At 40.8% G+C, this 17,155-nt stretch carries 21 protein-coding genes; 18 read left to right on the top strand and 3 right to left on the bottom strand.

Annotation, left to right across the window (positions count from 1 at the left end):
• Positions 1-121 precede the first annotated feature (121 nt).
• Positions 122-565, top strand: coding sequence for a VOC family protein (locus GN217_RS03635; RefSeq protein WP_156855298.1), 444 nt, complete (start codon positions 122-124; stop codon positions 563-565).
• A gap of 617 nt (positions 566-1,182) precedes the next feature.
• On the opposite strand, the gene GN217_RS03630 is transcribed toward GN217_RS03635, so the two are convergent.
• Positions 1,183-1,737: a DUF7010 family protein gene (locus tag GN217_RS03630; protein WP_198042582.1), complete on the bottom strand. Its 555-nt coding sequence runs from the start codon at positions 1,735-1,737 to the stop codon at positions 1,183-1,185.
• 176 nt (positions 1,738-1,913) lie between these two features.
• Here GN217_RS03630 and GN217_RS03625 point away from each other — a divergent pair, with 176 nt between their 5' ends.
• The 14 genes from GN217_RS03625 to rsmI all read left to right on the top strand — a co-directional run bounded on the left by GN217_RS03625 (position 1,914) and on the right by rsmI (position 11,513).
• Positions 1,914-2,177, top strand: a complete 264-nt coding sequence (locus tag GN217_RS03625) for a pro-sigmaK processing inhibitor BofA family protein (RefSeq protein WP_156855297.1) — start codon at positions 1,914-1,916, stop codon at positions 2,175-2,177.
• Between the two features lie 169 nt (positions 2,178-2,346).
• Entirely contained in the window at positions 2,347-2,535 is a 189-nt protein-coding gene (locus GN217_RS03620) for a sigma factor G inhibitor Gin (protein WP_156855296.1), read from the top strand.
• A 165-nt stretch (positions 2,536-2,700) separates the two neighbouring features.
• Positions 2,701-3,600 (top strand): TraB/GumN family protein, encoded by a 900-nt coding sequence (locus GN217_RS03615; RefSeq protein WP_156855295.1) that lies wholly within the window; start codon positions 2,701-2,703, stop codon positions 3,598-3,600.
• Positions 3,601-3,719: 119 nt separating this feature from the next.
• A complete protein-coding gene (locus GN217_RS18665; protein WP_198042581.1) occupies positions 3,720-4,055 on the top strand; it encodes a hypothetical protein in 336 nt (111 codons plus the stop codon).
• 19 nt (positions 4,056-4,074) lie between these two features.
• Complete coding sequence (locus GN217_RS03610) at positions 4,075-5,487, top strand: aminotransferase class I/II-fold pyridoxal phosphate-dependent enzyme (RefSeq protein ID WP_156855294.1); 1,413 nt, start codon at positions 4,075-4,077, stop codon at positions 5,485-5,487.
• A gap of 21 nt (positions 5,488-5,508) precedes the next feature.
• Positions 5,509-6,135, top strand: a complete 627-nt coding sequence (gene tmk / locus GN217_RS03605) for a dTMP kinase (protein WP_156855293.1) — start codon at positions 5,509-5,511, stop codon at positions 6,133-6,135.
• Positions 6,136-6,152: 17 nt separating this feature from the next.
• Positions 6,153-6,482, top strand: a complete 330-nt coding sequence (locus tag GN217_RS03600; protein WP_156855292.1) for a cyclic-di-AMP receptor — start codon at positions 6,153-6,155, stop codon at positions 6,480-6,482.
• A 209-nt stretch (positions 6,483-6,691) separates the two neighbouring features.
• Positions 6,692-7,126, top strand: a complete 435-nt coding sequence (locus GN217_RS03595; protein ID WP_156855291.1) for a YaaR family protein — start codon at positions 6,692-6,694, stop codon at positions 7,124-7,126.
• Positions 7,127-7,311: 185 nt separating this feature from the next.
• Positions 7,312-8,301, top strand: coding sequence for a DNA polymerase III subunit delta' (gene holB / locus GN217_RS03590; RefSeq protein ID WP_156855290.1), 990 nt, complete (start codon positions 7,312-7,314; stop codon positions 8,299-8,301).
• A 10-nt stretch (positions 8,302-8,311) separates the two neighbouring features.
• Positions 8,312-9,136: a PSP1 domain-containing protein gene (locus tag GN217_RS03585; protein WP_156855289.1), complete on the top strand. Its 825-nt coding sequence runs from the start codon at positions 8,312-8,314 to the stop codon at positions 9,134-9,136.
• A gap of 17 nt (positions 9,137-9,153) precedes the next feature.
• Positions 9,154-9,510, top strand: a complete 357-nt coding sequence (yabA, locus tag GN217_RS03580) for a DNA replication initiation control protein YabA (protein ID WP_156855288.1) — start codon at positions 9,154-9,156, stop codon at positions 9,508-9,510.
• 125 nt (positions 9,511-9,635) lie between these two features.
• Positions 9,636-10,376: a tRNA1(Val) (adenine(37)-N6)-methyltransferase gene (locus GN217_RS03575; protein WP_156855287.1), complete on the top strand. Its 741-nt coding sequence runs from the start codon at positions 9,636-9,638 to the stop codon at positions 10,374-10,376.
• Positions 10,369-10,641 (top strand): GIY-YIG nuclease family protein, encoded by a 273-nt coding sequence (locus GN217_RS03570; RefSeq protein WP_156855286.1) that lies wholly within the window; start codon positions 10,369-10,371, stop codon positions 10,639-10,641. The genes GN217_RS03575 and GN217_RS03570 overlap by 8 nt, the downstream gene beginning before the upstream one ends.
• Positions 10,638-11,513, top strand: coding sequence for a 16S rRNA (cytidine(1402)-2'-O)-methyltransferase (rsmI, locus tag GN217_RS03565; protein WP_156855285.1), 876 nt, complete (start codon positions 10,638-10,640; stop codon positions 11,511-11,513). Before GN217_RS03570 ends, rsmI begins: the two co-directional genes overlap by 4 nt.
• A gap of 93 nt (positions 11,514-11,606) precedes the next feature.
• Here the strand turns inward: rsmI and GN217_RS03560 are convergent, their stop codons facing one another.
• A complete protein-coding gene (locus tag GN217_RS03560; protein ID WP_156855284.1) occupies positions 11,607-11,885 on the bottom strand; it encodes a transition state genes transcriptional regulator AbrB in 279 nt (92 codons plus the stop codon).
• Positions 11,886-12,394: 509 nt separating this feature from the next.
• Here GN217_RS03560 and metG point away from each other — a divergent pair.
• Together metG and GN217_RS03550 are read left to right on the top strand one after the other, a co-directional pair.
• Positions 12,395-14,398, top strand: coding sequence for a methionine--tRNA ligase (gene metG / locus GN217_RS03555; protein WP_156855283.1), 2,004 nt, complete (start codon positions 12,395-12,397; stop codon positions 14,396-14,398).
• A gap of 69 nt (positions 14,399-14,467) precedes the next feature.
• A complete protein-coding gene (locus GN217_RS03550; protein ID WP_156855282.1) occupies positions 14,468-15,241 on the top strand; it encodes a TatD family hydrolase in 774 nt (257 codons plus the stop codon).
• A 202-nt stretch (positions 15,242-15,443) separates the two neighbouring features.
• On the opposite strand, the gene GN217_RS03545 is transcribed toward GN217_RS03550, so the two are convergent.
• Entirely contained in the window at positions 15,444-16,094 is a 651-nt protein-coding gene (locus GN217_RS03545) for a LysR family transcriptional regulator substrate-binding protein (RefSeq protein WP_156855281.1), read from the bottom strand.
• Positions 16,095-16,313: 219 nt separating this feature from the next.
• Between GN217_RS03545 and GN217_RS03540 the strand changes: the two genes are divergently transcribed.
• Positions 16,314-17,153 (top strand): YitT family protein, encoded by an 840-nt coding sequence (locus tag GN217_RS03540; protein ID WP_156855280.1) that lies wholly within the window; start codon positions 16,314-16,316, stop codon positions 17,151-17,153.
• The last annotated feature ends 2 nt before the right edge of the window (positions 17,154-17,155 follow it).

Below are 17,155 nucleotides of genomic sequence, written 5' to 3'. Positions count from 1 at the left end.
TTTTTTTACAATACAACTCGTTCCAATGTGATTTAGAATAAATTTGATGCGATTGTTCCCTGTAGTTGACCTAATTTGGGGATAAATGCATTCACATTTTAATCAATGGGAGGAATGTTTTATGACACCTAAAACAAAAGCCATACCGGAGGGACATCACGCTGTGACACCGTACATAATTATTAAGGATGCAATCGATGCCATAATGTTTTACAAAAAGGCGTTTGGAGCAACTGAATTGATGCGTGTAACAGACAAGAGTGGAAAGGTTCGGCATGCGGAGATTAAGATTGGAGATTCACGAATTATGATTGTGGACGAGTTTCCGAGACACTCAATTATGAAGAGCCCTGAGTCTCTTGGAGGAACTACAATACATCTTTTTCTTTATGTCGAGAACGTAGATGCTCTTTTTGCACAAGCTATTGATGCAGGTGCAAAGGAACTGATGCCTGTAGAAGATCATCCGGAAGGTGATCGACGTGGGGGTGTAACGGATCCATTTGGGCACATTTGGTGGATCGCAACACATATAAAGGATATACCGCTTGAGGAAATCGATTAGCACTATGTCGTTGCGTGATCTCTGTTATAGTTTTACATCTTCCACAAAGGGGCGCGATTGTTTAGGATCAACAGTAGAAAATGGTCAAAGTTGGTCCTGCTTCATAACATACTTTTAGATACTCAATATTTCCTAGTTTATTTCCTAATTTTCTTAAGGCCTCTGGTGTGTTAGGAATTATACCGTAGTATCTAGGCTTTTCTTAGTGATTGCGACAGCGATTTCTTCCTTCGAGACGTCTAAACCAACGCATGTTGTGGTATTCTTCATTGTAATGGCTCCTTTCGTAATGTAGCTCTGATTTGTTTTACTTGCTATTCAGTATGCCAAAATCAACCTACGAAATTACGATCAGGGAGCCATTTTTGTTCATAATAAGTATCTCATTCCGGTAAAGAGGAAGTTCGATTAAGTTCACTCACGTATGGGGTAACATCGAACTACCTCCCATCCTGGGAGGCACAGTTTGTACGTTGCTGCGACTACTGGAAGTGCTAGTACAAATGCTCTTCGGTGGGACGAGTAATAGCAGTTCCAAGCGTTGCGAAACGAATCGCGTACTTAGCTTGTAAGGGCGCTTGCGCCTTTGATCTGGAAAAGTCCCACCATTGGCAGGACTATTCGTTTGTTTTACCACGATATTCTTGATACAGCCAAATAACTAAGATAGAAAGTAGAATTACCGTCGTGAGTGGCACAATCCACAATCTTTCTACCGCTAGATTCCAGCCGATCAGCATAATCGCAATGGAGATGACTGGCGACATGACGTAATAGGCTTTTGACTGATAAAACCAACCATATGGAAAGAAGTGCGCCCCTGTAATAATCGCAAAAATAATAACAGCAATTTCCGTATTTGTGCCAATCGCCCAAAAAAGGATGGGAAAATAGACAAATTGGGCGACATTTAAAATCAAACCGAGGGTACTTAAAGGATTCCCATCTAATTTCCAATCTGCTTTCAGAAGGTGATTAAAAGCAATTGAAAGCGGGAACATAACTCCCGTCGCAAATAACATACCAATTGTTTTATAATAAATATCGAGATTTGTTAAAAAGATGACTGTGATGATCATCCAAACAACTAACCCGGCTGCTAGAAAGCCAATTCCACTTTTCCCCCTAATGGATAGCTCATTTCTTATCTCAGCGAAATTCAGAATTTCCACCTCCCTCCATTATCTGACATTCTAAGAATACCACCATAAAAGAGTTATTGGAATATGCTCTATACCTTTCACTTCTATAATTATTTCCAACGCATATATATAAGATGACCGGGACACGGGGTCAGAGCAACTGTCCCATTGGGAGCACTAATTTTAATGTCGAAGGAGTGTAAGAAATGAGTTCAACTTTAATCATTATCATTATGATTTCCGTTATTGTCTTGCTCCTCACCATTGGAGCACCTGTCAAGCCAATGAAAATAATTGGACAAGGGTCTGTGAAACTAGTAATTGGCGTTTTATTATTATTCTTCGTCAACGTATTCGGGGCAAACTTCGGCATCCACGTCCCAATTAACCTATTCACCGCCCTCGTCTCCGGCCTACTTGGACTATTCGGTGTCGGGTCCCTCGTAGCCCTCCATGTCTTCATTCTGTAAAACTGGGACATGGGGTCAGTGCATTTGTCCCGATTCCGCCCAATCGTGTGCACATTCTATTTACCTTCTTGCCTCCATACGCCCATTTTTATTATGAAAATAGCATTTTTCACATTTTGTGAATAAGATACAACAGATTAGGAGATACTATGCTCATGGAGGTGGGGAGATGGAAGCTAAAGCGCTGAAACACTGCGGAATCTGTGAGGAAGATAAGGAGCATGGGATTCATTTATACACGATGTTTATCTGCAAGGAGTGCGAATATAATATAATCCACACAGAACCACGCGAAGAGAAGTACCGTTACTATGTGAAAAAACTAAAAAATGTAAACCAGCAACAGTTATTTTCCTAGAGTCTTTGTTTTCGCAAAGGCTTTTTATTTTGCATTTATATCTAAAGACAAAGACAGAAAACTTTTGCAAAGTCAGTTACCAGCATGGTATTCTGGATGAGAGTTTTCTTTTTAACTTTCTGAATAGTTATAATTGATTTGTCCATATGAAAAAGAGGTGATTAGTTGAAGAAAATTGTACTTACGATGATTGTCATGGTTACCGTGCTTTTCGGTTGTCAAAGTGATACGGCCGAGGAGCGGAACGATGGCGGTTTTCTCTGGAAAGTAGAAAATGAGGACACGACTGTTTATCTGCAAGGGACGATTCATGTAGGCAATGAAGATTTCTATCCATTAAATAAAAAAATTGAGGATGCTTATGAAGAATCTGATGTTGTTCTGCCTGAAATTGATTTGAATGAGGTCGATCCCAGCATTTCTCAAACGTTGATGATGGAGCTTGCCATGTACGAAGACGGCCAGACGATAGCTGATGATTTAACCGGGGATACATATGCAGCTTTAGAGGAAATCCTTCAAGAGAATGGCATGAGCATCGAAATGGTTCAGCAATTCAAGCCGTGGTTCATGGAAATGCTGCTGATGGAATTTGCGCTGGAGGAGACGGAATATAGTCCAGAATATGCGGTGGACCAATATTTCTTAGACCGAGCGGCCGAGGATGGAAAAGAAATCCGAGAACTGGAATCATTTGAAGAACAGCTCATGATGCTATCAGGATTCTCCGATGAATTACAACTCGAAATGCTGGAAAATGCTATTTTAAATTATGATGATATGGCGGAAGGATTAGATGAAATCACCGCACACTGGTTGAGTGGTGCAACGGAAGAATTGAGTGGAACAACAGATGTTGAGGAAAGTTTTGATGGCTATGAAGAATACATGGAGGAAATGAATAAGAATCGTAATATCGGCATGGCAGACACGATTCTTGAACTGCTTGAAGAAGATAGCGGTGAAACGTATTTTGTCTTTGTCGGTGCGATGCATATGGTGGAAGAACCAAGCATTGTTTCATTGATTGAAGATGATGGTTATAAGGTTGAACATATTTATTAAGCGAAACCCCTTTTAGACATTTTTCTAAAAGGGGCTTTTTCGTTGTTATGCAGGATTTTCTTCCACTATCACGAATATAAGGATGCTGTGACAATTAAATAAAGAAAGGTAGGGTTCCGTTGATTATTAAACCTCTCACACCCCCACTTGAACTTCTTCAAATTGAAGCCTTGAATGAAAGACTTCCTTCTCACCATAAGGAAAAAGGGAACGTGGAGCAACAAGCGAAGAATCTCCGTGCAGGCTATCATGGAGAGCACGCTCTGCAATATAATTTGGGCTTTCTCCCCTATGAACAATATCTCATTTTCCAACAGCTCCGTTTGAATAAATGTACTGTAAATTTGCAAATGCCGAAGTTAACAACTCAAATGCTGAGGTTCACAAATGGGAGGGTTCCTGGGACCACTGAGCACCCTCCCGCCCAGCCAAGCTCTATGTTAAACTATACCTAACAGGAGGAGGTGCCCACCAATGAAGCAAAAAAACATTCCAATTCTACATATGCTGGAAGAATTCACCGAAACCAACCCACTTTCCTTCCATGTGCCTGGCCATAAAAATGGTGCAGTATTTCCGGAACAAGCACAGACATATTATGGGCACATTTTGAAGCTTGATGTGACTGAGCTTCCAGGCCTCGATGACTTGCACGCTCCCCAAGAAGCAATTGCTGAAGCAGAAGAGCTCGCAACTGAGTTTTTCCAAACTGATCATACCTTCTTCTTGATCAATGGGAGTACGGTAGGCAATCTTGCCATGATTCTCGCAACCTGTAAGCAAGGAGAGAAGGTCATTGTCCAGCGCAACTGTCACAAATCTATCATGAATGGCCTCGAACTCGCTGGTGCGCAGCCAATTTTTATCGCACCGGAATACGACTCAGAAGTTCATAGGTTCACAAGTCCAGCATACGAAACACTCGCGGACACACTTGCTGAACATCCAGATGCAAAAGCTGTTATTCTGACGTACCCAGACTACTTTGGACGGACGTATGATATAAAAGCAATGATTGAACTCGCTCATAAAAACAACACCCTTGTTCTTGTTGATGAAGCACATGGAGTCCATTTTAGTCTAGGAAATCCGTTTCCGTCTACCGCCTTAAAACTTGGTGCAGACGTTGTTGTACACTCCGCTCATAAAATGGCTCCAGCAATGACAATGGCTTCCTATTTACATATAAATTCAACACGTGTCACGAAAGAAAGCCTAGCTTACAGATTACAAATGCTTCAATCAAGCAGCCCATCTTATCCGCTCATGGCTTCTTTAGATATCGCGCGCTATTTTCTTGCCAATCAGACGGAAGAAACGATTCAGAAAGCACTTACTGACGCGGAAGAAATCAGAGCACTATTCGCAGCCGAAACATTCGACAAATGGGAACTTATCCCATCCAACGATCCATTAAAATTAACAATTCAACTGAAAGATGGGTATACTGCAAAAGAGGCTGCCATGCTCTTTGAAGCGCAAGGAATATACCCGGAGCTCGTGACGGAGCGGCAAATTCTTTTTATTTTCGGGCTCGCACCATTTACTGAATGGAATCGCTTGAAAAAAGTCATCCATTCTGTCAATGAAAAATTAAAAAACGAGCGAAATCATGCTACAATAGAGGTAGTAAACTTTTTTGCTAGCAAATGGCAAGAATTAGCTTTGTCCTATAGAGAGATGGAAGGATTGGAAACTAAACTTATCCCCTTAGAAGCAAGTATCGGGGAAGTTGCCGCTGAGCCAGTTATTCCTTACCCGCCGGGAATTCCTTTTATATTAAAAGGAGAAGTGGTGACCCGCGAGCATATCCAAGCAATTAAACAGCTTACTGCCCGTGGTGTACGAATTCAACAGCGGAATGAAGGTATCCGTATTTTTAAGTAATAACCTGAAGGAGAAAAAGCAGTGAAGGGAAAATTCATAACGTTTGAAGGTGTGGAAGGAGCGGGAAAGACGTCCGTTCTCCACGCATTAACTGATAAATTAACAGACCTGGGCTATGAAGTTGTAGCAACAAGAGAGCCGGGTGGAATTGACATTGCGGAACAAATCCGCACGATCCTCCATGACCGTGCGAACACGAAGATGGAGGAACGCACAGAAGCACTACTCTATGCCGCAGCCCGCAGACAGCATCTGGTAGAGAAAGTCCTTCCTGCACTCGACGAAGGAAAAATTGTGCTCTGTGATCGTTTTATCGACTCAAGCCTCGCCTACCAAGGGTATGCCCGGGGCCTTGGAATGGAGGAAGTGTTCCAGATTAATCAATTTGCCATCCAGGATGTGATGCCGAACTTAACATTATTATTTGATATCGCTCCAAAAAAGGGATTAGAGCGGATTGCGGCGAATAAGAATAGAGAGAAGAACCGTTTAGATCTAGAGGAAATTGCTTTCCATGAAAAAGTGTATGAAGGTTATCAATTGCTTCATGAGCAGTATCCAAACCGCATTCAAAAAATCAATGCCAACCAGGCCTTCCAAGATGTTGAGAGAAGTGCATTGGATTGTATTTTAGCTTATTTAAAATAAGAAGGGAGACTAAACCAATGAAATTAATTTTTGCTGTGCTTCAAGATAAGGATTCCACTCGTCTCGTTAATGCGCTGGCGGAAGAAGATTTCAAAACGACGAAACTTGCTTCAACAGGAGGATTTTTAAAAGAAGGTAATACGACTTTAATGATTGGTTGTAATGACGATGAAGTTGATGCAGCTCTAGATATTATTAAAGAAAATTGCTCCCAGCGTGAACAAATGGTTGCTCCAATTTCACCAATGGGAGGAAGCGCTGATTCGTATATACCGAAGCCAGTTAAAGTCGAAGTTGGTGGCGCAACCGTCTTTGTCGTACCGATTGAATCATTTATTCAATTCTAAAGCGAACAAAGGCGCAAGCGCCTTTACAGGATAAGTCGTTTTACAAAGCCTTAAGAAGATTCCTCATCGAGGCTTACTCAAGAAGTAATTCATTTGGACTTTGCTGGGCACTGGTGCTGGACGTGGCCATTGCTCGCAATTTTGTAATACAGAGGATTTTATTTTATTTTTCCTTAGAAAAGCACAAAAATGGAAGGAGTGGAGAAGGAATGAAAATCAGCCAGGAAATAAAATCGCAGACAGAAGTAAAGATCCCTAGGCCAATTCATGCGGAGACCCAGTCCTTCCAAAAATTAGTACAATCTGAATCTCAGAATTTGAAACAGCAAGAACTGCAGCAATTAATACAAAACATTTCAAAGCAAGGGGAAAAATTAGCACACTACCGCACGATGCGGGAGCTTGTTAAATTTAAACGAATGATCAAAGGATTTTTACAAGAAACAGTCTCGACCGGTTATAAATTACAACACGGACATTCGTTCAGTTTCGATGGCAGCAGCCGTAAACTGACGATTATTAAAGAGCTTGATGACAAGCTATTGGAACTCACAGAAGAAGTGATGAATCAGGAAAAGAAGACGGTAGATATCCTTGACCTTATAGGCGAAATCAAGGGTTTGCTGATTAACATATATACGTAACAAAAGCGAAAGCGCCCGTTCAGCGACGTACAGATTGGACTGGTCCGCAGGAGATAAAGGAAACACAGCGACCAAAGGAAGCTGATGTTGACTTATCGACGGAGGAGCAGGAAATCTGCTAGTCGCTGGGCGCTAGAGCTAGACGTAACAAAAGCGAAAGCGCTAGATGATAAGGAAGGATACCCATGAATACTTGGTCTGAATTAACAGAAATACAGCCAATGGCAACTCAGATTCTCACAAACAGTATAGAAAAAGGCCGAATTTCTCATGCGTATCTTTTACAAGGTGAACGAGGAACTGGAAAAGAACAGATCGCCCTTGTCATGGCAAAGAGTCTATTCTGTGAAAATAGACAAGGGGCTGAGCCTTGTAACACCTGTACTAATTGTAAACGAATCACTTCTGGCAACCATCCGGACGTTCATTGGATCGAGCCAGAAGGTTTATCCATATCGAAGGAGCAGGTGCAGCATTTGCAAAAGGAATTCTCCTACTCAGGGATGGAATCCAATCAGAAGGTGTATGTTGTTAAACATGCGGACCGGATGACGGTAAATGCAGCGAACAGTCTCCTGAAGTTTTTAGAAGAACCGAGTAAACAGACGACAGCAATGATGCTTACGGAGAACAGTGGAGCGATTCTAGCAACGATTCGTTCTCGTTGTCAGGTCATTGATTTAAAACCCCTCAATCCTATCCAATTCCGGAAACAGTTGGTTACAGAAGGGATGCGGGAGCAGGATGCTACCTTGATGAGTGCTCTGACGAATAATTTGGATGATGCGTTCCAGGTTGTCCAAGACGAATGGTTTGTGGAAGCAAGAAAGCTAGTGTTACAATTAATTGAAATGCTCACCACGAATCATGAGAATGTTTATCTCTATCTCCACAGTAAATGGCTCGCACATTTTAAAGAGAGAGATGATCACGACCGAGGGCTTGATATATTACTCCTTGCCCTGCGTGACGTCCTCTATTACCATATTGGGAATGAGGATGCGATGACCGTTTTCAAACCGGCGGATGCATTACTCGAGAAGAGCTCGATGAAATTTTCACAACATCATTTATCGAAACTGCTTGATTACGTCATCCAGGCAAAACGGAAACTCTCACAAAATGTCCAGCCTACATTAGTAATGGAGCAGCTCGTACTGAAAATGAAGAGGTGAAAAAAATAGAATGATAGAAGTAATTGGTGTCCGCTTTAAAAAGGCGGGTAAAATATATTATTTTGATCCAGGGGAAGAACAGATTACACCGGATAGTTATGTAATTGTGGAAACAATTCGCGGGATCGAGTTTGGGAAAGTTGTTATTGCGAGTAAGCTGGTGGACGAGGAAGATGTTGTCCTCCCGCTCAAGAAAGTGATTCGAGTAGCGACCGATGAAGATAAACGCACCGTTGTCGAGAATCAGAAACAAGCCCAGAAAGCAATGGAAGCCTGTTCTGTAAAGGTCATAGAACATGAACTGGAGATGAATATGGTTGATGTGGAATATACATTTGACCGGAATAAAATCATCTTCTATTTCACGGCAGACGGCCGGATCGATTTCCGTAATCTTGTGAAAGACCTCGCAGCGATGTTCAAGACAAGAATCGAATTAAGGCAAATTGGTGTCCGTGACGAAGCGAAAATGCTTGGTGGTATTGGACCATGTGGACGTATGCTTTGTTGTTCGACCTTTTTAGGTGACTTTGAGCCGGTATCGATTAAAATGGCAAAAGATCAAAACTTGTCCCTTAATCCAGCGAAGATTTCCGGATTATGCGGCCGCTTGATGTGTTGCCTGAAGTATGAAAATGATCATTATGAAGAAGCTAAAAGAGAACTTCCAGACTTTGGCGAAGCGATTAAAACGCCACACGGTAAGGGCAAGGTTGTTGGTTTAAATATCCTGGAAAAACTCGTACACATAGAATTAAAAGAACAAGAACGTACGATTGAATATACATTGGATGAAATGATCGAAGAAGGAATGTTAGCGCAGGCCACAAAGTAGTGAAGAGGTGAGTGGGCGTGAATAATAGGGAAATATTTGACCAGGTTGCCGATATGGAAAAGCAAATTGGTGAACTATATGAACGACTTGGCGAATTGAAAGGGCAACTGAGTAGCGTGCTTGAAGAAAATCATCGCCTGCAAGTAGAGAATCACAATTTGCGCAATCATTTAGAGCAAACGAATCAGGAAAAAGAAAAACAGAAGCAAAACAATAAAGATGAAGATACGAAAGAATACTTACCAGGTGAAGGCCGTGACAACCTTGCAAGGCTTTACGATGAAGGTTTTCATATTTGTAATTTAGAATTTGGAAGTCCACGACAAAATGAAGATTGTATTTTTTGTCTGGATTTCTTTGCAAAGAGAAAATAACGAACTAGCTAAAACTGTCCTATTATAAAAAATAGGGCAGTTTTCTCACGAATTAACGGTCTGTAATATCCCCACTGAATGAAGTTTTCACTTTATTAAGGTGTTAGCATAGAAAGGATTCAAATATGGTAAAACTATATGGTGACGAACGACTCGATTACTTATTGGCCGATGAGTCGATGAAAATTATCCAGAGCCCAACAGCATTTGCCTTTTCACTTGATGCAGTATTGCTTGCCCATTTTGCAAGTATTCCAATCAAACGTGGGACAATCCTCGATTTATGTACGGGAAATGCCGTCATCCCTTTACTATTGTCGAAAAGGAGCAATGCGAAGATTACAGGTGTGGAAATCCAAGAACGGATTTATCAAATGGCAGAGCGAAATATCACGTTAAATAACCTTAATGATCAGCTTTCTGTCATCCACGGCGATTTAAAGGAAATGCTGCCAGTGCTTGGTCATAGCAGTTTTGATGTAGTAACGTGTAACCCACCTTATTTCCGTTCGCCAAAAGCAACGGAGCATAACGAAAATGAATACCTCACGATTGCAAGGCACGAGGTCTATTGTACGTTAGAGGATGTTGTTAAAGCATGTAAATTACACGTCCGTCCAGGCGGAAAAGTTGCAATGGTTCACCGGCCGGGAAGACTCGTTGATATTATTGCACGCTTCCGGCAGGAAAGAATAGAACCCAAACGGATCCAGTTTGTTTATCCAAAGCATGGAAAAGAAGCGAACATGCTACTAGTCGAAGGGATTCGAGACGGGAAACCGGATATCAAACTTCTTCCTCCATTATATATTTATAATGACGATGGAAGCTATACGGAGGAAGCAAGGAGCATTATCTATGGCTAAAGCACATCTCGTTTACATGTTGAAATGTAAGGATAATACGTTATATACAGGCTATACAAACGATCTTGCCCACCGGCTCATGATGCATGAATCAGGGAAAGGGGCAAAATATACCCGAGGCCGAGGCCCCTTTGAAGTGGTACATATAGAGGAATTTCCGACAAAGGAAGAAGCATTACAACGGGAATATCAAATCAAGCAACTCCCACGTCCTCAGAAGGAAGTGTTAATCGGGGCTAATAGAAAGAAGTGTGTGCGGAAATGATGATTCAAAAAAGCTTTGCAAATGAAATAGAAGGTGCCATTATCCTTGTTCCCACACCGATTGGGAATTTAGAGGATATTACGTACCGAGCGTTGAATACGTTAAAGACGGCGACTGTTATTGCAGCAGAGGATACGCGCAATACGAGGAAACTCCTCAATTATTTTGAAATTACTACCCCGCTTACGAGTTATCATGAATATACGAAGAAAGAAAAAGTAGAAAAGCTGATCAATGAAGCGGAAAGAGGAGCCAAAATCGCTGTTGTAAGTGATGCGGGAATGCCTGCCATTTCTGATCCGGGTACAGATATTGTTGAAGCCGCATTGGAGCGTAATATTAAAGTCATTGTTTTACCAGGCGCAAACGCTGCCCTTAGTGCCCTTGTCGGTTCAGGACTTTCTACTGAAGAATTTTATTTTTATGGATTTTTGCCACGGAAGAAAAAAGAAATGGTGGAAGTACTTGAACGGTTAAGATCAATCCCAGCAACGCTCCTATTCTATGAATCCCCATTCCGGGTAAAACAAACACTGAATGTTCTACATGAAACATTAGGAAATAGAGAAATTGCATTAGCCCGGGAACTTACGAAACGTTTTGAAGAATATATTCGTGGAACAATGGAAGAAGTGCTCACTTGGACGGAAACAAATGAATTGAAGGGTGAGTTCGTCATCGTCGTAGAAGGAGCAAGTGAGGATGAGACAGATACTGAAGGAGACTGGTGGGCAGGGCTCGATATGAAAGAGCATGTCGAACACTATATGGATAAGGAAGGATTATCGAGTAAGGAGGCAATTAAGCAAACAGCAGTAGACCGAGGAATTCCGAAGCGGGAAGTCTACCAAAACTATCATATTCAGAACTAGGAGTTACACAAAAATAAAACTGGGTGCAGATTCAACCCAGTTCATTTATTTTTAAAGCTTATGAAGGAACTTACCCCTATAGGGTAGTAATAATCAGTTAACTAAGCGGGATTCAATTTCCTTAATTAGCGCAGCGGCTCCATTTTTACTTAGGATGAGTTTGCCACCCGCGAGAAGCAAGTTATCATCGGATACTTCACCAGTAATCTGACACTCCATCCGAGATTCATATTTCCGTAAAATAATTTTGTCATCATCCACATAAATTTCAATCGGATCTTTTTCGTGGATATCCAGTGTACGTCTTAACTCGATTGGGATTACGACTCTCCCAAGCTCATCGACTTTGCGAACAATTCCAGTAGATTTCATATTTTTATCCTCCCCAGATAATGTTGGAAATGGCGCTATTTATATGTACGCTGCCAATTTCCTTGTTTTCTTTATCTAAATAATCGCAGATACTTTATATTTATCTCTATATTCTGCAATTACTGATAACTCTAGTTAAACTAAAAGAATACAAATAGCAACATCTTTACTTAGCAATAGAATAACAACATCACTAAATAATGTCAATTTTATTTCTCAAAATATTCATTAGTTAGAAAATTGATGAATCCATTTGTCGAAAACAATCTTATATTCGCGGTTTAGCCAATTATAACCAATTACAATTTTAGCTTTTTGTAATAGCCTAACTACCACGCCCAGATCCAGCACCCAGCTACTAGCAAGACTTCCTTTACCTCATGACGGGATAAAGAAGACTTGCCGATTGGCTAAGACATGAGGCTTATCGCTTTTGCGGTATTTGGCAAATTCTTATATAATCGTTACAATAGATTTTAGGTAGAAAGATACTAATGAGGAGGTTCACCATGGGTAATTCGAAAAACACCTTTTATATAACAACACCCATTTATTATCCAAGTGGAAAGCTACATATTGGTAATGCGTATACCACAATCGCCTGTGACGTCATGGCGCGGTATAAACGAATGACCGGATATGATGTGTTCTATCTTACAGGAAGTGATGAACACGGACAAAAAATTGAACAAAAAGCAGAAGAGTTGAATGTTTCACCGCAAGCCTACGTGGACGAAATGGCAGAAGGAATGAAGAAACTTTGGAAGTTGCTTGAAATTAGCAACGATAAATTCATCCGTACAACCGAGCCAACCCATAAAAAAGTTGTACAGGATATATTTGAACGTTTCCTTGAACAAGGTGATATTTATCTTGATGAGTATGAAGGCTGGTATTCTATTCCAGATGAAACGTTCTATACAGAAACACAATTAGTCGATGTGGAATACGATGAGAACGGAAATATCGTTGCTGGGAAATCCCCGGACAGTGGACATCCAGTTGAACTGATCAAAGAGGAATCGTATTTCTTTAAAATGAGTAAGTATGCAGACCGCTTACTTGAATATTACGAAACACAACCTGAATTCATTCAACCGGAATCCCGTAAAAATGAAATGATCAATAATTTTATTAAGCCGGGACTGGAAGACTTGGCAGTATCGCGTACCGTCTTTTCTTGGGGTATCCCTGTTCCAAGCAATCCAAAACATGTCGTGTACGTATGGATTGATGCTTTAACGAACTATATTACCGCACTTGGATATGGTACGGAAAATGATGAGCTATTTAATAAATACTGGCCGGCAGATGTTCATATGGTTGGTAAAGAAATTGTCCGTTTCCATACGATTTACTGGCCAATTATGTTGATGGCCCTTGATTTACCGTTACCGAAACAAGTCTTTGCCCATGGGTGGCTATTAATGAAAGACGGGAAAATGTCGAAATCAAAAGGGAACGTCGTCTATCCAGAAATGCTTGTTGAACGCTACGGATTAGATGCGCTGCGCTATTACTTGATGCGTGAGGTTGCTTTTGGAAGTGATGGGGTCTTTACTCCAGAAGATTTCGTTTCCCGTGTCAACTTCGACCTTGCGAATGACCTAGGGAACCTACTTAATCGTACGGTCGCAATGATCAATAAATATCTGGACGGACAAGTTCCAAGCTACAAAGGGAACGTTACTGCATTTGATGAAGACTTGCAACGGACAGCGGCAGAAGCAATTGCGGATTATCAGACAGAGATGGAGAAAATGCAGTTCAGTAGTGCGCTCGCCTCTGTATGGCGTCTGATTTCCCGTGCGAATAAATATATTGATGAAACCGAGCCGTGGAAGATTGCAAAAGAGGAAGACAAACAGGCGGAACTGGCAAGCGTTATGATTCATTTGGCGGAAAGCTTGCGAATCGCTGCATCCTTGCTACAACCGTTCCTCACTCACGCACCGAAAAAGATTTTCGAACAGCTCGGGTTGAATGTTGATACAGCAGGTGATTGGAAAGACATTCAATTTGGGAACTTCCCTGAAAATGTTACAGTTATTAAAAAAGGGACACCAATATTCCCTCGTCTTGATGTAGAAGAAGAAGCGGAGTATATCCGTTCTCAAATGACTGGTGATACTGCTGAAGAAGCATGGGACCCAGAAGAAACGGAGCTTGTCTCAAGCAAAGAGAAACAGATTAAAATTGATCAATTTGACCGCGTAGAACTGAAGGTTGCGGAAGTGATCGAATGCGCTAAAGTGGAAGGCGCGGACAAGTTGCTGAAATTCCGCCTTGATGCGGGCGATAAAGCACATCGTCAGATTTTATCCGGGATTGCCGAGCACTATCCGAATCCGGAAGAATTAATAGGTAAAAAGGTAGTAATTGTCGCGAATCTGAAACCACGTAAAATGCGTGGAGAAGTGAGTCAAGGTATGATTCTTTCTGCAGAAGCTGACGGGAAACTTACCGTTATTGAAGCACCTCAAGACGTACCGAATGGTTCATTAATATCGTAAACCTATAAAAAAGAATTACCCTGCCACATGGAGCAGGGTTTCTTTTCTTTATATAAAGGAGCTGAAAGAATGTTATTTGATACACATGTCCACCTAAATGCTTGGCAATTTAAAGAAGACCGCGAAGAAACGATTCAGCGTACCTTTGATGCAGGGGTTACGCATATGACCGTTGTTGGCTTTGACCATGAAACGATTCCCCTTGCCATTGAAATAGCGGAACAGTATGAGACGATTTATGCAGCTATTGGGTGGCATCCAGTCGATGCGATTGATATGACAGATAAAGAATTAACTTGGATTGAAGAGTTATCGGAGCATCCAAAGGTTGTTGCTATCGGTGAAATGGGGCTCGATTATCACTGGGATAAATCCCCGAAAGACGTTCAAGCTGAAGTGTTTCGGAAACAGATACGACTGGCGAAAAAATTAGACATGCCGATTATTATCCATAATCGGGAAGCTACGGAAGATATTATTCAAATTCTCGAAGAAGAAAAAGCCCATACGGTTGGTGGCATTATGCACTGTTACAATGATTCCGTCCAATATGTCGAACGCTGTTTAGATATGAATTTTTATATTTCGTTAGGTGGTCCGGTCACATTTAAAAATGCCCCGCTACCGAAAGAAGTAGCGAAGGAAGTGCCACTGGACCGCTTATTAATTGAAACCGATGCACCTTATCTCGCACCACATCCGAACCGTGGGAAGCGTAATGAACCAGCTTATGTTAAGCTTGTTGCTGAGAAAATTGCTGAGCTGCGGGGGATAACGCTTGAAGAAGTTGCTGAAGCGACAACGAAAAATGCAATTCATCTTTATAATATAGAATCAAACTAAAAAAGATGGGACGGCTGGAGATCAAGTCTTTATCATGCATTAACGGTCTGTAATACCCCCACTTCTAAACAGGAGGGAAGCCCAACATATGAGGGTGTGGGATATACAGTCCGTAAATACCTGATTCTGTTCAACTAACATTCAGTGGGGAGGAAAGGAAACCCCCACTGAATGAAGTTTCACTTTATTTGTCCCAACTTATTTACTCGTCATCTTGATACAACTCTATCACTTTAGAAATGAAACTTTTCGTCGCAGGTGATGCTTGGTCAGTATGTGCAATTCCGATCACCCGATATGCCTCCTTTTCAAATTCAAGTGGGATAATATGATGCCAATAATGTTTTAATACGAGTCCTGGCCGGATACTGATCCCGATATTCGCTTCAACTAGGGAAAAAATCGAATGATCGTCCGAAATTTTATATTTTACATTTGGCTCAATGTGATGTCGGTGAAATAATTCATAGATTTCATTGTCCCAGCCTACTTCCGGCTGAATCAACGGATATTCCTCCAGTTGACTCATTTTCCTCTTTTTCTGTTTGTGTAAGGGGCTTGCTTCCGATACGATACAATATAGTGGGTCTCTTTTTAAAGGGATAAATTCAATATTTTTACCAGCCGGTTTTGTTGTAAAACAGCAGTCCAGTTCTCCAGCGATTACTCTATCTTCGAGTCCGTCAAAATCATCTTCAACAAATTCAATTGAAATCCCCGGATAACTCTGCTTAAATACTTTAAAAATCGTCGGCATCCAGTTTGTCGTAACACTTGAAAAAGTTCCGATCTTAATACAACCTGTTTCCATTCCGACTAATGCGGCCGCTTCCTCGAACAGGATATTATTCATATTGATGTCTTGTTAAACTAATCTCAGAACGATTACGGATTAACAGGCGGAATCCTAATTCATCTTCAGGCTTTTAATCGCATGAATTTCATACCGCTGGATCGTAACAGTAAGCCCACCATTATGAAAGTAATTAATGGTCTAGTTAATATAAATTTGTTTTGTTAATCATTCTCTGTTTAAATTAAAATTAAGTCAAGTAAAGGATGTGAGATTGTTATGAAGAAAAGAATAATAGATATTATTTTTCTTATAATAGGTTCCTTGATATTCGCCCTATCGATTAATCTTTTTGTTATACCAAATGAGCTCGGTGAAGGGGGAGTAACGGGGTTAACGATTATATTTTACTATATGTTCGAATGGTCACCCGGACTTGTTAACCTCATATTAAACTCATTTCTACTCGTCGTAGGTTATCGGTTTTTAGGAAAAACAACAACCGTTTATACGATTATTACGATATTATTCTTTTCGCTATTTTTGCATCTAACAGAGAGCTGGAATGTTGATTCAAATGAGATTATTATTAATGCGATATTTGGCGGGGTCTTTGCAGGTGTCGGGATTGGTTTAATTATTAGAGTCGGGGGTACGACTGCGGGAACGGCAATTCTTGCTAGTATCACGAATAAATATTTGGGATGGAGTATCAGTTATGGCCTGTTATTCTTTGATTTAATTGTTGTCATGGGGTCTTACTTTATCATCGGGGTAGAAAAAGTGATGTTGACCGTTCTTATGCTATACATTGGAACAAAAGTAATGGAATTTATTATTGAGGGTTTAAATCCGAAAAAAGCTGCTACAATTATAACCAAAAATCCGGATGAAATTGCCGAACAGGTAAATCTATTAATTGGTAGGGGTGTTACCGTCTTTTCTGGACATGGATATTATACGAAAGACACAAAAGAAATTCTATATATCATTATTAGCAAACAAGAAGTGATTAAATTAAAGAAAATTGTAAAGGCAACGGATAAAGATGCTTTCGTTGCAATCCATGATGTGCGGGACGTGTTTGGAGAAGGGTTTATGGATATTTCAAAGACATAATA

Origin of the sequence: Oceanobacillus sp. AG (genome assembly GCF_009746545.1) — a bacterium.
Taxonomy (GTDB): domain Bacteria; phylum Bacillota; class Bacilli; order Bacillales; family Amphibacillaceae; genus Oceanobacillus; species Oceanobacillus indicireducens.
The sequence above is the reverse complement of the archived record's forward strand: the minus strand, read 5'-3'. Positions and strand labels throughout refer to the sequence as shown.

What these genes read in the sequence shown, in the direction of transcription:
- GN217_RS03610 (WP_156855294.1), top strand. Translation starts at nt 4,075, where the DNA reads ATGAAGCAAAAAAACATTCCAATTCTACATATGCTGGAAGAATTCACC.
- GN217_RS03625 (WP_156855297.1), top strand. Translation starts at nt 1,914, where the DNA reads ATGAGTTCAACTTTAATCATTATCATTATGATTTCCGTTATTGTCTTG.
- GN217_RS03575 (WP_156855287.1), top strand. Translation starts at nt 9,636, where the DNA reads ATGGTAAAACTATATGGTGACGAACGACTCGATTACTTATTGGCCGAT.
- GN217_RS03585 (WP_156855289.1), top strand. Translation starts at nt 8,312, where the DNA reads ATGATAGAAGTAATTGGTGTCCGCTTTAAAAAGGCGGGTAAAATATAT.
- GN217_RS03570 (WP_156855286.1), top strand. Translation starts at nt 10,369, where the DNA reads ATGGCTAAAGCACATCTCGTTTACATGTTGAAATGTAAGGATAATACG.
- rsmI (WP_156855285.1), top strand. Translation starts at nt 10,638, where the DNA reads ATGATGATTCAAAAAAGCTTTGCAAATGAAATAGAAGGTGCCATTATC.
- GN217_RS03635 (WP_156855298.1), top strand. Translation starts at nt 122, where the DNA reads ATGACACCTAAAACAAAAGCCATACCGGAGGGACATCACGCTGTGACA.
- metG (WP_156855283.1), top strand. Translation starts at nt 12,395, where the DNA reads ATGGGTAATTCGAAAAACACCTTTTATATAACAACACCCATTTATTAT.
- GN217_RS03550 (WP_156855282.1), top strand. Translation starts at nt 14,468, where the DNA reads ATGTTATTTGATACACATGTCCACCTAAATGCTTGGCAATTTAAAGAA.
- holB (WP_156855290.1), top strand. Translation starts at nt 7,312, where the DNA reads ATGAATACTTGGTCTGAATTAACAGAAATACAGCCAATGGCAACTCAG.
- GN217_RS03545 (WP_156855281.1), bottom strand. Translation starts at nt 16,094, where the DNA reads ATGAATAATATCCTGTTCGAGGAAGCGGCCGCATTAGTCGGAATGGAA.
- GN217_RS03540 (WP_156855280.1), top strand. Translation starts at nt 16,314, where the DNA reads ATGAAGAAAAGAATAATAGATATTATTTTTCTTATAATAGGTTCCTTG.
- GN217_RS03595 (WP_156855291.1), top strand. Translation starts at nt 6,692, where the DNA reads ATGAAAATCAGCCAGGAAATAAAATCGCAGACAGAAGTAAAGATCCCT.
- GN217_RS03600 (WP_156855292.1), top strand. Translation starts at nt 6,153, where the DNA reads ATGAAATTAATTTTTGCTGTGCTTCAAGATAAGGATTCCACTCGTCTC.
- GN217_RS03560 (WP_156855284.1), bottom strand. Translation starts at nt 11,885, where the DNA reads ATGAAATCTACTGGAATTGTTCGCAAAGTCGATGAGCTTGGGAGAGTC.
- GN217_RS03620 (WP_156855296.1), top strand. Translation starts at nt 2,347, where the DNA reads ATGGAAGCTAAAGCGCTGAAACACTGCGGAATCTGTGAGGAAGATAAG.